The following is a 13117-nucleotide window of genomic DNA, read 5'->3' as shown; positions in this document are numbered from 1 at the left end:
CAGTGTCCTGAGTTGAGTCTGTGCCAGTTGGGGTGAGTGGCGTCGGCGGCCGATCTTAGCCGGTTGAAAAGGATAGTGGTGCTGTGGAGACATAAAGAAAGCCACCTGCTGCGCTGGCAGGCGGCTGGTTTGAGGACCGCTGTCAGGCCGGTTGTGGCGCTGTGTCGAGCTGGACACAGGCCTGATAACTGGCCGGGCTGAAGATTCGCGTCAACAGCAGCATCGCCAGTACGCCGACGATCAGCACCCACCAGGCGCTGACAAAGCTGCCGGTGACTTGCCGCAGCCAGCCGCTCAGCCACGGTGAGATGGCGTTGATCAGAAAGCCCACGCCCTGGACGAAGGCCGCCAGTTGTCCGGCTTCCCGGGGATCACGGCGGTGATCCAGGGTCAGGATCAGGCTCAGGGCAAAGCACGCTCCGAGGCCGAAGCCGATCAAGGCTACCCACAGGTGTGGGCTCTGCAAGGGCCACAGCAGCAACCCGAGAAAGCCCACGGCCTGGGCCGCGAGGCTGATGCCCAGCAGCGGTCGGCGGTCGACGCTGCGTTGGGCCAGGGCCGGCATCAGCAGCGCGGCGGTCACTTGGAACAGGGTCATGAAGGCCAGCAACGAGCCGCTTTGGGTGGCGCTCCAGCCCAGTTGCAGGTAGTAGGCCGGCAGCCAGGCCACCATGCTCATGTAGCCGCAGTTCACCAGGCCAAAATACAGCGCCAGCAGCCAGGCGCGACGGTTGCCCCAGAGCTTGATGGTCGGCGCTACGGCGCCTGTGCGGCGCCCGGCTCCCAGTGGCAGGCACAGCCACAGCAGCAGCGCGGCCAGGGCCGGCAGTAGCCAGATGCCAAGCCCCACTTGCCAGTTGGCGAAGTGGCTGGCCACCTGCGGGCTGAGCAGGGCGGCAATGCCGCCACCGCCCATCAGCGAGGCCGAGTAGACGCCCATGGCCAGGGCCACGCGCTGTTGAAATTGGCGCTTGATCAGCGCCGGCACCAGGGCCTGGATCAAGGCCACTCCGGCGCCGCCGAGCAGGGCGGTGGCGAGCAAGGCCGCGGCCTGGCCGAAGAACAGCCGCACCAGGCAGGCCAGCAACACCAGCAGCAAACCCAGGGACACACCGCGGCGTTCGCCGAGGCGGGCTTCGATTCGCACGCCCAGCAGGGCCACCAGGCCCATGCAAATCACTGGCAGGCTGGTGAGCCAGGCGCTGCTCTGGAAGCTCATGCCGGTGGCGCCGCGAATTTCGTTGAGCAATGGGCTGACCGAGCTGAGGATCGGCCGCAGGTTCAGGCCCAGGCACACCAGCAGCGCCCAGCCGGCGAGGGTCTTGAATATCGATTCAGTTCGCTGCATGGCGCTCCTGCCAGTCCTGGTAGAGGGCGGCCATTGCCGCCTGGGGCAGGTGCAGCATCGGCAGGCGCTGTGCCTCAAGGGGCTGGCTCAGCTCTTGGTAGATGGCTGCGGTAGAGAGGCCGAACGGTTGCGCCTGTTCATTGCTGGCGGCGAACACCGCGCGGGAGACGCCGCACAGGTACATGGCGGCCAGGCACATGGGGCAGGGCTGGCCGCTGGCGTAGATCACGCAGTCGTCCAGGCGCGGACCCAGTTGCCGGCTGGCGCTGCGGATCGCCAGCATTTCAGCGTGGGCGGTGGGGTCCTGGCTGAGGTGGATTTCATTCACCGCTTCGGCCAGCACCCGGCCGTTGCGCACCAGTAGTGCGCCGAACGGACGGCCGCCCTGTTCGACATTGTGCCGGGCCAGTTCAACGGCCCGTTGCAGGTAGTGTTGATCGTCGTGCATGCAAGGTTCCTAAAAAGGGGGCTTCAGGCAGCGCCGGCATCGCGCAGCAGCTTGGCAATGGCGCGCTGGCCACGGCGTTCGGCCTGTTGCAGCGGGCTGAGGCCGGCGCGGTCCGGCAGGTTCAGGTCGGCGCCAGCGGCAATCAGTTGGGCGACGATCTGCTGGTGTGGCGGGCCGCCGTCGGACAGCACGATGGCTTCCATCAGGCAGGTCCAGCCCAGGTGGTTGACGTGGTTCAGGTCGACGCCGGCTTTGATCAGCAGACGTACGGTTTCCACATGGCCGCGTTCGCAGGCCGGGATCAGGGCGGTGCCGCCGTAGCGGTTGGTGCTCTTGAGGTCGGCGCCATGGGCCGGGGTCAGCTTGAGGATTTCGTTGTGACCGCTGGCGCCGGCCAGCAGGTAGGGGCTGTCCTGGATCAGGTTCTTGCGGTTGACGTCGGCCCCGGCCTCGATCAGCGCCCGGGCGATCTCGATACGGTTATCCCGGGTGGCCACCAGCAGCGGGCTGCTGCCGTCCAGGCCACGATCGTCGAGGGCTACGCCTTGCTGGATCAGTTGCTGCACTTGCTCTAACCGACCCTTGTGTACTGCATCCAGCAGCGAGTTGTCGCTGGCCATGACCACCCCCGCCGTTAGCAGACCCATGGCCATCAGGCCGCGTTTGAAGGACAGCTTGAGCTGCATGGGAACCTCCCGTTCCTGCTGATGAAAGGGGAGTATGGTGAAGCTCGTTAGTATTCTGAAATTAAATATAATCATGCCAATCAGTGGCGATCAGGATGGTGGTGAGCAATGTTCGATCCCGTGTTGCTGCGCAGTTTTGTGGCGGTTGCCGACTGCCAGAACTTCACCCGCGCGGCCGAGCGCCTGCACTTGACCCAGTCCACCGTGAGCCAGCAGGTGCGGCGCCTGGAGGAGAGCCTGGGTTGCCAGTTGCTTGACCGCGATCAGCGCCGGGTGGTGGCCACGGTGGAGGGCGAGCGCCTGCTGGCCTATGCCCGGCGCATCCTGGCTCTGCATGAGGAGGCCAGTGATGTCTTGATCAACCAGCGCGGCGAGGAAGTGCTGCGCCTGGGGGTGCCGGAAGACTTCGCCGCCGAGCGCCTGATGCCGATGCTCTCGCGCTTTGGTCGCGACTATCCGGCGGTGCGCCTGGAGGTCACCAGTGGTCTGGGACCGGAATTGCTGCGCCAGTTCCGCCGTGGCGAGTTCGACCTGCTGCTGGTCAAGCAGATGGGCCACAGCGACGACTGCCTGGACTCCTGGCCCGAGCCGCTGTGCTGGGTCGACAGCCTGCGCCAGCCGGCCTTTGGCCGTGATCCGCTGCCATTGGTGGCGTTTCCGGTGGGTGGCCTGTATCGCCAGGAAATGCTCCACCACCTGGAAGTCGGCGGCTGGCCGTGGCGCATCGCCTATTCCAGCGCCAGCCTGGCCAGTGTCTGCTCGGCGGTGGCGGCGGGCCTGGGCATCAGCCTGCTGCCGGTGCGGGTGCTGGGCAAGGGGCATCGGATGCTCGACGCCGACAGCGGTTTGCCGGATATCCAGGGCGTGCGCCTGGCGTTGTACGCCGGCAGCGGCTTGAGTCGGGCCGGCAAGGCATTACAGGAGCAGTTGCGAGCAGTGGCCAGCGTCAAGCCGCAAGTTTAAAACACGGGGGAGTTATAAATGCTTTAGTTTCGGTCATAACTTATAGAGAGCCGATTGCAGGCTATAGCTATTTAATTAGTTATTGCTAAAGTTTGTTTTGGACAGAGTTATAAACGCCGACCATGCTGGGTTTGTGAGTTCCGGGAGGAACTTGCTTCATTGGACGAAACATTCAATCGCATAAGGAAACCCGCATTATGTCGAGCATCAATGGAACCTATGTAAACTCCAACGCTGACGCCCGTCTGGTCGTGACCGACGGCAACGACTCCAACGGTTCGTTCAGCGGTGAGTTGACCCAGGCCGGGGTCAAGTACAGCGTCGCCGGGCATTACCACTTCCAGAACAGCACCGGGCAGCCGACCATCATCAATGTATCTGGCTACAACGATGGCTACGGCTACCAGGCCTGGGCACTGTTCTCTCCCGATCACAACTATTCCCGGTTGCGTGCCTCCGGTGCCCGCAGCAACTTCAGTGGCGATGTGGTCGGCCTGAGCGGCGAGTTCGTCAAGCAATAACACGTTCGATAACAAACAGCCGCTGAATACGCGCTGCCTTATATAGGGCCGCGGGCTATTTCAGCGGCTTTGTCGTGTGCGCTTGTAAAGTTTATTAAGTGCATGGCCACTGAAGTGAGTTGCGAGTGCAATGGAGTTCTATTGTTTTCTGCACTAACAGGCCTGTTTCGATGCTTTGCGGGAATATTTTCAATGCCTGCAAGGCATGACGTTTTTTCCTCTTGGCTACAGCCCTTGAATCACGGGGCCTGGGCTGTTTCTGGTGAGTCCAATATTCCGTTTCGATCTATCTATAACTTGAAAGATTACTTTAAGAGATAAGCGTGGGGCACTGATCATTGACCCGCGGCACCGTTGCGTGGGGGTTGTTCAAACGCCGGTGTCGGGTTTTTCAAAAGATCGTAGGGAGTGAATCCATGGGCAATGTCCAGACCGCCGCCAGTGCACACGAGGTGCTGTGGCGCCAGGCACCGAGCGGCGAGTTGGTCGACCTCGGCCGGCCTCACCGCTCGCCGCTGGGCCAATTACGTCTGCAACGGACGCCCAAGGGGGTATTGCGTCGTCGTGAGGCGATTCTCCTGGGCGTCGCGGCTCTGGTATTGCACGGTGCAGTGATCTACTGGCTGAGCCAGAAACCGACCCCGGTGCTGCCCATCGTGCCGCCGGAAATTCCGCCCATGACCATCGAATTTTCGCACCCGGCACCGCCCGTGGTGGAGCCGCCTCCGCCTGTGCCGGTACAACCGGTGGTGGAGCCGCCGCCTCCGGTGGAGGACGAGCTGGCGGTCAAGCCGCCACCGCCCAAGCCGGTGCCTAAACCCAAGCCCAAACCGGTACCCAAGCCCGAGCCGAAACCGGCGCCCAAGCCGGTGCAGCAGACCCCGGCGGCGCCGCAACCTGCGGCGCCAGTAGCCGCCCCGGCAGCGCCCGCGCCACCGGCCCCGGCCCCCGTGACCCCGGCTTCCGCCAGCGCCGCGTACCTGAAGAACCCGGCGCCGGAGTACCCGTCACTGGCTCAGCGCCGGGGTTGGGAAGGCACGGTGCTGCTGCGGGTGCATGTGCTGGCCAGCGGCAAGCCCGGAGAGATCCAGATTCAGAAGAGCAGCGGTCGCCAGCAACTCGACGATGCGGCCCTGGCTGCGGTCAAGCGCTGGAGTTTCGTCCCGGCCAAGCAGGGCGATGTGGCCCAAGACGGCTGGGTCAGCGTACCCATCGATTTCAAGATTCATTGAGCCGCAAGGCCGATCAAATAACGCGCGCTAAACGCTTACACAGAGGGAACACATCATGACGTTACTGGCATCTCCACTGGAATCCATCGAAAGCGCGGTGATCTGGCTGTTGGTGGTCTTCTCCGTCGCCACCTGGGGCCTGGCCCTGGTCAAGGGCGTGCAGTTCGCCCGCCTCAAGTCCCAGGATCGCAAGTTCCACAATCAGTTCTGGGCGGCGTCCAGCCTCGACTCCGCCGCCTCCCTGAGTGAAACCCAGCCCGGCGCGGCGGCCCGCGTGGCCCAGGCCGGCTATGCGGCGATCCAGGTCGGCGAAGCGCCCCATGCCGCGGACCTGAGCCAGGCGATCAACCATCAGGACCGTCTCGAACGCGCCCTGCGCCAGCAGATCGTGCGTGAGCGCCGCTCCCTGGAAACCGGCTTGGCGGTGGTCGCCAGTATCGGTAGCACCTCGCCCTTTATCGGTCTGTTCGGCACCGTGTGGGGGATCATGGAAGCCTTGAAAGGCATCAGCGCGGCGGGCTCTGCCAGCCTGGAAACCGTGGCCGGGCCGATCGGCGCGGCCCTGGTGGCCACCGGCGTGGGGATCGCCGTCGCGGTGCCGGCGGTGCTGGTTTACAACTACTTCCTGCGGCGCCTGAAGCTCACGGCTGCGGACCTGGATGACTTTGCCCACGACTTCTACAGCCTGGCGCAGAAGAACTCGTTCCGTGTGCTGATCCACCCGAGCGTGCACAAGGCTGCGGCCCAGGGCAGTCAACAGAAAGTGAAGGAGGCGTCCTGATATGGCCTTCTCCACCCAAGACAGCGATGAGGTGCTGAGCGAGATCAACGTCACCCCGCTGGTGGACGTGATGCTGGTACTGCTGGTGGTGTTCATCGTCACCGCGCCGCTGCTGACCAACGCCATTCCCATCAACCTGCCCAAGACCGAGGCCGTGGCCCCGGTGGAGCAGAAGGACCCGCTGGTGGTGAGCATCGACGGCGCCGGCAAACTCTTTATCAACAAGGACGAGATCCAGCCGGATCTGCTGGAAACCAATTTGCAAGCGGCCAAGCTCAAGGACCCGCAAGTGCGGGTCCAACTGCAGGCCGACGATGGCGTCAACTACGGGGAAGTGGCCCGGGCCATGGCGTCCATCGAGCGTGCGGGCATCACCAAGCTGTCGGTGATTACCGCGCGCTGAAACCGAGCAACAAAGCCACGACTTTTCAGGCCGTCTCCTTGGCAGGGTGCGGCCTTTTTTTTGCCTGACGAAAACCCACCTGCAAAGCCCCCCACCGACATGCCCTCCCGTTGGCCCCTTCGCCGGCAAGAACACCACCGAAATCGCGCCAGCTGAAGGAGCTGGCTTGCCAGCGAAGGCGTCCTTGAGAGCGGCGCAAGGCTTGAGGGGCCTCTTCGCCGGCAAGCCGGCTCCTACAAGACCGCCAGCGAAATCGCGTCGGCTCCTGCGGAGGGCGAAGGGATTTTCATATTCATTTAAGGTATTAATAAATAGCTTCTTATTCCTTAACGAATATAAATCCCCTCCCTATACTCGTCCGGGAACAGACACGCAGCAGGAGAGTTCCCCATGCGCAACGAATCCATTCGCTACTTGATTGTGCCGGGCTGGCAAGGATCGCCAGAAGATCATTGGCAAACCCATTGGCAGAACAGCCTGCCCAACAGTGCGCGGGTGGAGCAGGCCGATTGGCTGACGCCGCGTCGCGAAGACTGGGTAGCGGCCCTGGCGGAAGCCATCGCCATCGACGACACGCCGGTGATCCTGATTGCCCACAGCCTGGGTTGCATCACCGTGGCTCACTGGGCGGCTCGCGCGCCCGTAGCGGCGCTGCGCCAGGTACGCGGTGCGCTGTTGGTGGCGCCGGCGGATGTCGAGCGCCCGGCCTGTGCGCCGGCCCTGCGCAATTTCGCGCCTATCCCTCGGGACCTGTTGCCGTTCCCCAGCCAGGTGGTGAGCTCGGACAACGACAGCGCCGTCAGTGCGCCGCGTGCCTTGGAGCTGGCCCGCGACTGGGGCGCCGAAGCCGGGATTCTGGCGGGAGCCGGGCATATCAACGTCAAGTCCGGCCACCAGCGCTGGGAGCAGGGATTCGCCTATCTCTATCGCCTGCAGAACCGCATGGAACAACACGCCCTGCGTCGTGCCTGACCGTCTTTTTCTTGTTTAAACGCCCCCGTCCTCAGGCGGTTTTGGGCGGGAGTCTGCCATGAGTCCTCACACCCCTTTCGGTCAGCCGCTGCTGACCTTTCCCGATGCGGAAAAAAGCCCCCTGAGCATCCGCGCCAAGGCGCTGGTGTTCGTCGATCCGCGTTCGCGGCAACTGCGTGAAGAGCTGGAGCAACTGGCGCCCCGGGCGATCTCGGTGCTGATCCGTGGTGAAACCGGGACCGGCAAGGAGCTGCTGGCCCGGCATATCCACCGTGCCAGTGATCGCGGCGGGTTGTTCGTCTCGGTCAACTGCGGAGCCATCAGCCCCACCTACGCCGACGCCGAACTGTTCGGCTATGCCGCCGGCAGTTTCAGCGGTTCTGCCAGCAGCCGTGCCGGCTGGTTCGGTTCGGCCAATGGCGGAACCCTGTACCTGGACGAGATCGGCGACTTGCCGCTGCCGATCCAGACCAAGCTGCTGGCAGCCCTGGAGAACCACGAAGTGACCAGGGTCGGCGCCCAGCAACCGAGCCCGGTGGATGTGCGCCTGGTGGCGGCCACCAGCATCGACCTGGCCCAGGCGGTGGCGGCGGGCAAGTTTCATGAGCGCCTGTACCGCTACCTCAGCGAGGGCCAGCTGGAATTGCCAGCGCTGCGCGAGCGGGTCGGGGATATCGAATCCCTGGCCGAGTACTTCCTGGGGATCTACAGCCAGCGCCTGGACCTGCCGGTGCCGCTGATCAGCGAAACTGCGCAGCAAGCTTTGGAACGCCACAGCTGGCCGGGCAATACCCGGGAGCTGGAAAACGTTATTCACTTTGCGCTGCTGGTCAGTGGTGGCGAGGAGATCCTGCCGGAGCATCTCAACCTGCCACCGACGCCTTCGCCGCTGGAGCAGATCGAGCAGCTGCTGCGGCAGATCGGCGACAGCGGATCCGCTGCCGAGCGCCAGGCGCTGCACCTGTTGCTGCAACGCACCGCCCTGACCTGAAACCCCGGCCACCGTAGGAGCTGGCTTGCCAGCGAAGGCGTGCGCAAGGGCGATGCAAGGCTGAGGGCCTGTTCGCCGGCAAGCGCAGCGCCGCCCGGCCGGCTCCTACGAAAGGTTGGTCCGGCAGGCGGGAAATCGCAGGCCAGAGCGCTGGGATGCTGTATGAACAAAATGGAATATGAACGTGAACAAAAGATATTGTTCGGGAATAAAAAATCTCGGTATTGTCCGCTCCACGCCAGCAGTGGCACATCACTGGCACCTTGATAAGCACCTTATTTGAAGCCGTCGTCGATTCCGACACCTAAGGACCTTGCATGAAAAAAGTTCTGTTGTTTACCGCACTGGCGGCAGCCCTGAGCGCAGGTATTGCCCAGGCCGGCGAGAAGCTGGTCGTAGCCGCGACCCCGGTGCCCCACGCCGAGATTCTCGAGCTGATCAAGCCAACCCTGGCCAAGGAAGGCGTGGACCTGGAAATCAAAGTCTTCACCGACTACGTGCAACCCAACGTGCAGGTCGATCAGAAGCGTCTGGACGCCAACTACTTCCAGACCCTGCCGTACCTGAAGAGCTTCAACGAAGGCAAGGGCACCCACCTGGAAACCGTGATCGGTGTGCACGTCGAACCTTTCGGCGGCTACTCGAAGAAGGTCAAGTCCCTGGCCGAGCTGAAAGATGGCGCTACCATTGCCATTCCCAACGAAGGCAGCAACAGCGGCCGCGCCCTGATTCTGCTGCAGAAGGCCGGTCTGATCGAGCTCAAGGACCCGAAGAACGCCGTGTCCACGCCGAAGGACATCGCCAAGAACCCGCACAACTTCAAGTTCAAGGAGCTTGAGTCGGCCATGCTGCCACGGGTCCTGGATCAGGTTGACCTGGACATGATCAACACCAACTACGCCCTGGAAGCCGGTCTGAACCCGGCGAAGGATGCGCTGATCATCGAAGGTTCCGATTCGCCTTACGTGAACTACCTGGTGGCCCGTCCGGACAACAAGAACAGCCCGGCCATCCAGAAGCTGGCCAAGGCCCTGACCAGCCCAGAGGTCAAAGCCTTTATCGAGAAGAAATACAGCGGTGCAGTACTGCCGGCGTTCTGATGAACTAGGCTACTGACGCGACAAACCCCTTCAAGGTTTGAACGCCGACGGCTATCACAGCGTCGGCGTTTTTTATTGCGCCCGCGAAAGTCGTAGAAGCCAGCTCCTACACAAGTGGAGCGTTTTTGGCGGTGGGTTGGGTGGCGCGGCGCAATGCCGTCAGCCATTTCATCAATTCGTGGGGGTCCAGCGGTTGCGGGGTCTTTGCATCGGCCATGACGGTCGTCCTTGAGAGGTGCAGCGTCCAGTGGGGGGGTGTGGGCGCGAAAGCTCCGTTCGACCCGGTAGAAAAGGTAGTAGCCCTGCGCCAGCCCGGCAAATCCGCGGGTTAGGTTTTTGGGTGATATCAATATGCTTTAACGGTATTTAAAATCTTGTTTTTATAGCTATAAAGTTGCCGCAGCCGGGCGGTTACCCATCGCCCCATGGACTGCACCACCGCCGCTGTACCCCAGCGGCGTCCAGGACTTTCAATGACCCTCGATTACGCTTTTATCCTCAGCACCTTGCCGGCCTTTCTCAAGGCCGTGGGGGTGACCCTGCAGGTCGGCTTGATCGCCATCGGCACTTCCTTGCTGGTGGCCCTGATCAACGCCACGCTTCTGGTGTTTCGCACCCCTTATCTGCACCGGCTGATTGGCCTGTACGTGGAGCTGGCGCGTAATACACCGCTGCTGATCCAGCTGTTCTTCGTCTACTTCGCCTTGCCGGCCCTGGGAATCAAGGTCTCCGGCTTCACCGCGGCGATCATCACCATGACGTTTCTCGGCGGTGCCTACCTCACCGAAGTGCTGCGGGCCGGCGTGGAAGCCGTACCCCAGGCGCAGTTGGAATCGGGGCGCTCCATTGGCCTGTCGCAGTGGCAGTTGCTGCGCTACGTGATCCTGCCCCAGGCCGGGATTCTCAGCCTGCCGTCGCTGTTCGCCAATTTCATTTTCCTGCTCAAGGAAACCACCGTGGTCTCGGCGGTGGCGGTGCCGGAAATTCTCTACACCACCAAGAGCTACATCGCCCTGTACTACAAGACCTACGAAATGCTCGCGGTGCTGACGCTGATCTGCGTGCTGTTGTTCCTGCCGTTGTCGCTGTTGCTCAGCCGTCTGGAAAGGAGGCTGCAACATGGCCAGTTCGGGTCTTGAGTTACTGCTGGTGTCCTTGCCGCAACTGGCCCGGGGCGCTGCGCAGACCTTGTCGATTTCCCTGCTGAGCATTGCCTTCAGCACCCTGGGCGGGGTGCTCTACGGTGTGCTGCGCAGCCTGCAACGCAAGGTGCTGGACGTGCCGCTGCGGATCTACCTGGAGCTGTTCCGGGCGATCCCGGTGCTGGTCTGGCTGTACCTGCTGTTCTTCGGCTTTCCGATCTTCTTCGGCATCAGCATTCCCAGCTTCACCTGCGCGGTGCTGGTGCTGTCGCTGTGGGGCGCCAGCGAAGTCGGCGAGGTGGTGCGCGGGGCCCTGCAATCCCTGCCCCGGGGCCAGCGTGAAGCGGGCCTGTCCATCGGTCTTTCCGGTGTCCAGTTGTACGGCTACGTATTGCTGCCCCAGGCGCTGAAACGCATGACGCCGCCGACCATCAACGTCTACACGCGAATCATCAAGACCAGTTCCCTGGCGGTGCTGATCGGCGTGGTGGACGTGATCAAGGTTGGCCAGCAGATCATCGAGCGCACCTACGAATCGGTGCTGATCTACGGCGTTCTGTTCCTGTTTTTCTTCTTTATCTGCTACCCGTTGTCGGCCGCCTCTCGCGTGCTGGAACGGCGCTGGACGCAAGCATGAGCGCATTGATCGAGTTCCAGGGTTTCAACAAATTCTTTGGCCCGCAGCAGGTGCTCAAGGAGGTCGACCTCAGCGTGGCCGCAGGGGAGGTGATCGTCATTCTCGGCCCCAGCGGCTGCGGCAAGAGCACCCTGCTGCGCTGCCTCAACGGCCTGGAAACCGCCCACAGCGGCCACCTGCGTTTCGCCGGGCGCGAGCTGCTCAGCCCCGGCACTGACTGGCGTCTGGTGCGCCAGCAGATCGGCATGGTGTTCCAGAGTTACCACCTGTTCCCCCACATGAATGTGCTGGACAACATCCTCCTCGGGCCGCTCAAGGTGCAAAAGCGCGAACCCCGCGAAGCCCGGGCTCAGGCCGAAACGCTGCTGGAGCGGGTGGGCCTGCTGGACAAGCGCGAAGCCTTTCCCCGGCAGTTGTCCGGCGGCCAGCAGCAACGCATCGCCATCGTCCGCTCGTTGTGCATGAACCCCCAGGTGATGCTGTTCGATGAGGTCACCGCGGCCCTTGATCCGGAGATGGTCAAGGAAGTGCTGCAGGTGATCCAGGGCCTGGCCCGGGACGGCATGACCCTGTTGATCGTCACCCATGAAATGGCCTTCGCCCGGGCCGTGGCCGACCGCATCGTGTTCATGGATGGCGGGCGCATCGTGGAACAGAACACCCCCGAGGCTTTCTTCACGAACCCGCAGAGCGCACGCGCGCAGCAGTTCCTGGAGAAGTTCTCCTTCGTTGAAGCACTGCCCAAGAAAGCCCCTAAAAAGGAACTGGAGCTCTTATGAAAACTGCCAAGTCTTCGCTGTTGTTACTGCCGCTGTTCGGTCTGGCCCTGCTGGCCGGCTGCGATAAATCCGCCGAGGCACCCAAGCCTGCGGCCACCGCTGCCAGCGCCGCGCCGGCGGCCGGCTACCTGGACAAGATCAAGGCCCGGGACAAGCTGATCGTCGGTGTATTCACCGACAAGCCGCCGTTCGGTTTCGTCGATGAAACCGGGCGCTATGTGGGTTTTGATACCGACATCGGCCGGCGACTGGCCAAGGACCTGCTGGGGGACGAGAACAAAGTCGAATTCGTCGCCGTGGAACCGGCCAGCCGCATTCCCTTCCTGCAGAGCGACAAGGTCGACCTGATCCTGGCCAACATGACCGTGACCCCGGAGCGCAAGGAAGCGGTGGAATTCACCAACCCCAACCTCAAGGTGGCGGTACAGGCCCTGGTGCCTGAAGGCAGCGTGGTGAAGAGCCTGGATGACCTGGCGAGCCGCACCACCATCGTCACCACCGGCACCACTGCGGACATCTGGCTGACCCAGAACCACCCGGACTGGAAACTGCTCAAGTTCGAGAAGAACACCGAGTCCCTGCAAGCCCTGGCCAATGGCCGTGGCGATGCCTATGCCCAGGACAACCTGATTCTGTTCAGCTGGTCCAAGCAGAACCCGGGCTACCGTGTACTGCCGCAGACTCTGGGCGAGCAGGCGCCGATTGCCCCGGCGGTGAAGAAGGGCAACATCGAACTGCGGGACTGGGTGAATGCCGAACTGGCCAAGCTGGGCGAAGAGAAGTACCTGCTCAAGCTGTATGACCAGTACGTGCGCAAAGAGCTGAGCGACGACACCAAGCCTGAGAGCGTGATTGTCGAAGGCGGCAAATGGCAGGGCTGACCCTCCTCCCTTCGCGTAGGAGCTGGCTGGCCAGCGAAGGCGTCCGTGAGGGCGATGCAGGGCTTGAGGGCCTATTCGCCAGCAAGCTGGCTCCTACGGGGGGGGGCGTATTGCGTTTGAGCCTTGTAGGAGCTGGCTTGCCAGCGAAGGCGTCCGCGAGGGCGATGCAAGGGCTTGAGGGCCTCTTCGCCAGCAAGCTGGCTCCTACGACGGGGGCATGGCAATCGGGGCCG

The 13117-nt window shown here is 62.9% G+C and carries 15 protein-coding genes; 12 read left to right on the top strand and 3 right to left on the bottom strand.

The genetic code is table 11. The annotated features are described in order from the left end of the window. Positions 1-142 precede the first annotated feature (142 nt). From FW796_RS16355 to FW796_RS16345, 3 genes are read right to left on the bottom strand one after another with little or no spacing between them, the layout of a single operon-like run. Positions 143-1348, bottom strand: coding sequence for a CynX/NimT family MFS transporter (locus tag FW796_RS16355; protein ID WP_346634079.1), 1206 nt, complete (start codon positions 1346-1348; stop codon positions 143-145). After that, the gene (locus FW796_RS16350; protein ID WP_346634080.1) at positions 1335-1796 is read right to left on the bottom strand and encodes a nucleoside deaminase; all 462 of its coding nucleotides are present in this window, start codon (positions 1794-1796) and stop codon (positions 1335-1337) included. Before FW796_RS16350 ends, FW796_RS16355 begins: the two co-directional genes overlap by 14 nt. Before the next feature lie 23 nt (positions 1797-1819). Further along, positions 1820-2482 (bottom strand): ankyrin repeat domain-containing protein, encoded by a 663-nt coding sequence (locus tag FW796_RS16345; protein ID WP_446439577.1) that lies wholly within the window; start codon positions 2480-2482, stop codon positions 1820-1822. A gap of 108 nt (positions 2483-2590) precedes the next feature. Here FW796_RS16345 and FW796_RS16340 point away from each other — a divergent pair, with 108 nt between their 5' ends. From FW796_RS16340 to FW796_RS16285, 12 genes are all read left to right on the top strand, one after another. Beyond that, a complete protein-coding gene (locus FW796_RS16340; protein WP_404938034.1) occupies positions 2591-3445 on the top strand; it encodes a LysR family transcriptional regulator in 855 nt (284 codons plus the stop codon). Between the two features lie 197 nt (positions 3446-3642). Beyond that, positions 3643-3966, top strand: a complete 324-nt coding sequence (locus tag FW796_RS16335; RefSeq protein WP_016963092.1) for a hypothetical protein — start codon at positions 3643-3645, stop codon at positions 3964-3966. 416 nt (positions 3967-4382) lie between these two features. After that, positions 4383-5198, top strand: coding sequence for an energy transducer TonB (locus tag FW796_RS16330; protein ID WP_265531645.1), 816 nt, complete (start codon positions 4383-4385; stop codon positions 5196-5198). A gap of 55 nt (positions 5199-5253) precedes the next feature. Further along, positions 5254-5979, top strand: coding sequence for a MotA/TolQ/ExbB proton channel family protein (locus FW796_RS16325; RefSeq protein ID WP_123725356.1), 726 nt, complete (start codon positions 5254-5256; stop codon positions 5977-5979). Between the two features lies 1 nt (position 5980). Next, positions 5981-6382 (top strand): ExbD/TolR family protein, encoded by a 402-nt coding sequence (locus tag FW796_RS16320; protein WP_346634083.1) that lies wholly within the window; start codon positions 5981-5983, stop codon positions 6380-6382. A 390-nt stretch (positions 6383-6772) separates the two neighbouring features. After that, entirely contained in the window at positions 6773-7354 is a 582-nt protein-coding gene (locus tag FW796_RS16315; protein ID WP_253166919.1) for an alpha/beta hydrolase, read from the top strand. 58 nt (positions 7355-7412) lie between these two features. Beyond that, positions 7413-8345 carry a sigma 54-interacting transcriptional regulator gene (locus FW796_RS16310; protein WP_346634084.1) on the top strand — a complete coding sequence of 311 codons (933 nt, stop codon included), beginning with the start codon at positions 7413-7415 and terminating at the stop codon, positions 8343-8345. 317 nt (positions 8346-8662) lie between these two features. After that, positions 8663-9445 carry a MetQ/NlpA family ABC transporter substrate-binding protein gene (locus tag FW796_RS16305; protein WP_346634085.1) on the top strand — a complete coding sequence of 261 codons (783 nt, stop codon included), beginning with the start codon at positions 8663-8665 and terminating at the stop codon, positions 9443-9445. Between the two features lie 473 nt (positions 9446-9918). Then, complete coding sequence (locus FW796_RS16300) at positions 9919-10584, top strand: amino acid ABC transporter permease (RefSeq protein ID WP_011058611.1); 666 nt, start codon at positions 9919-9921, stop codon at positions 10582-10584. Continuing rightward, positions 10565-11224: an amino acid ABC transporter permease gene (locus FW796_RS16295; protein WP_346634086.1), complete on the top strand. Its 660-nt coding sequence runs from the start codon at positions 10565-10567 to the stop codon at positions 11222-11224. The genes FW796_RS16300 and FW796_RS16295 overlap by 20 nt, the downstream gene beginning before the upstream one ends. Then, positions 11221-12003: an amino acid ABC transporter ATP-binding protein gene (locus FW796_RS16290; RefSeq protein WP_253166916.1), complete on the top strand. Its 783-nt coding sequence runs from the start codon at positions 11221-11223 to the stop codon at positions 12001-12003. The genes FW796_RS16295 and FW796_RS16290 overlap by 4 nt, the downstream gene beginning before the upstream one ends. After that, positions 12000-12884, top strand: coding sequence for a transporter substrate-binding domain-containing protein (locus tag FW796_RS16285; protein ID WP_346634087.1), 885 nt, complete (start codon positions 12000-12002; stop codon positions 12882-12884). The genes FW796_RS16290 and FW796_RS16285 overlap by 4 nt, the downstream gene beginning before the upstream one ends. Positions 12885-13117 lie beyond the last annotated feature (233 nt).

The sequence above is a fragment of the Pseudomonas sp. 910_21 genome (genome assembly GCF_052850735.1).
Note: the sequence above shows the minus strand (reverse complement) of the source record. Positions and strands in the feature narration are given on the sequence as shown.

Bases quoted from the DNA above. Each gene is read 5' to 3' on its own strand.
- FW796_RS16355 (WP_346634079.1), bottom strand. From the start codon at position 1,348: ATGCAGCGAACTGAATCGATATTCAAGACCCTCGCCGGCTGGGCGCTG.
- FW796_RS16350 (WP_346634080.1), bottom strand. From the start codon at position 1,796: ATGCACGACGATCAACACTACCTGCAACGGGCCGTTGAACTGGCCCGG.
- FW796_RS16345 (WP_446439577.1), bottom strand. From the start codon at position 2,482: ATGCAGCTCAAGCTGTCCTTCAAACGCGGCCTGATGGCCATGGGTCTG.
- FW796_RS16340 (WP_404938034.1), top strand. From the start codon at position 2,591: ATGTTCGATCCCGTGTTGCTGCGCAGTTTTGTGGCGGTTGCCGACTGC.
- FW796_RS16335 (WP_016963092.1), top strand. From the start codon at position 3,643: ATGTCGAGCATCAATGGAACCTATGTAAACTCCAACGCTGACGCCCGT.
- FW796_RS16330 (WP_265531645.1), top strand. From the start codon at position 4,383: ATGGGCAATGTCCAGACCGCCGCCAGTGCACACGAGGTGCTGTGGCGC.
- FW796_RS16325 (WP_123725356.1), top strand. From the start codon at position 5,254: ATGACGTTACTGGCATCTCCACTGGAATCCATCGAAAGCGCGGTGATC.
- FW796_RS16320 (WP_346634083.1), top strand. From the start codon at position 5,981: ATGGCCTTCTCCACCCAAGACAGCGATGAGGTGCTGAGCGAGATCAAC.
- FW796_RS16315 (WP_253166919.1), top strand. From the start codon at position 6,773: ATGCGCAACGAATCCATTCGCTACTTGATTGTGCCGGGCTGGCAAGGA.
- FW796_RS16310 (WP_346634084.1), top strand. From the start codon at position 7,413: ATGAGTCCTCACACCCCTTTCGGTCAGCCGCTGCTGACCTTTCCCGAT.
- FW796_RS16305 (WP_346634085.1), top strand. From the start codon at position 8,663: ATGAAAAAAGTTCTGTTGTTTACCGCACTGGCGGCAGCCCTGAGCGCA.
- FW796_RS16300 (WP_011058611.1), top strand. From the start codon at position 9,919: ATGACCCTCGATTACGCTTTTATCCTCAGCACCTTGCCGGCCTTTCTC.
- FW796_RS16295 (WP_346634086.1), top strand. From the start codon at position 10,565: ATGGCCAGTTCGGGTCTTGAGTTACTGCTGGTGTCCTTGCCGCAACTG.
- FW796_RS16290 (WP_253166916.1), top strand. From the start codon at position 11,221: ATGAGCGCATTGATCGAGTTCCAGGGTTTCAACAAATTCTTTGGCCCG.
- FW796_RS16285 (WP_346634087.1), top strand. From the start codon at position 12,000: ATGAAAACTGCCAAGTCTTCGCTGTTGTTACTGCCGCTGTTCGGTCTG.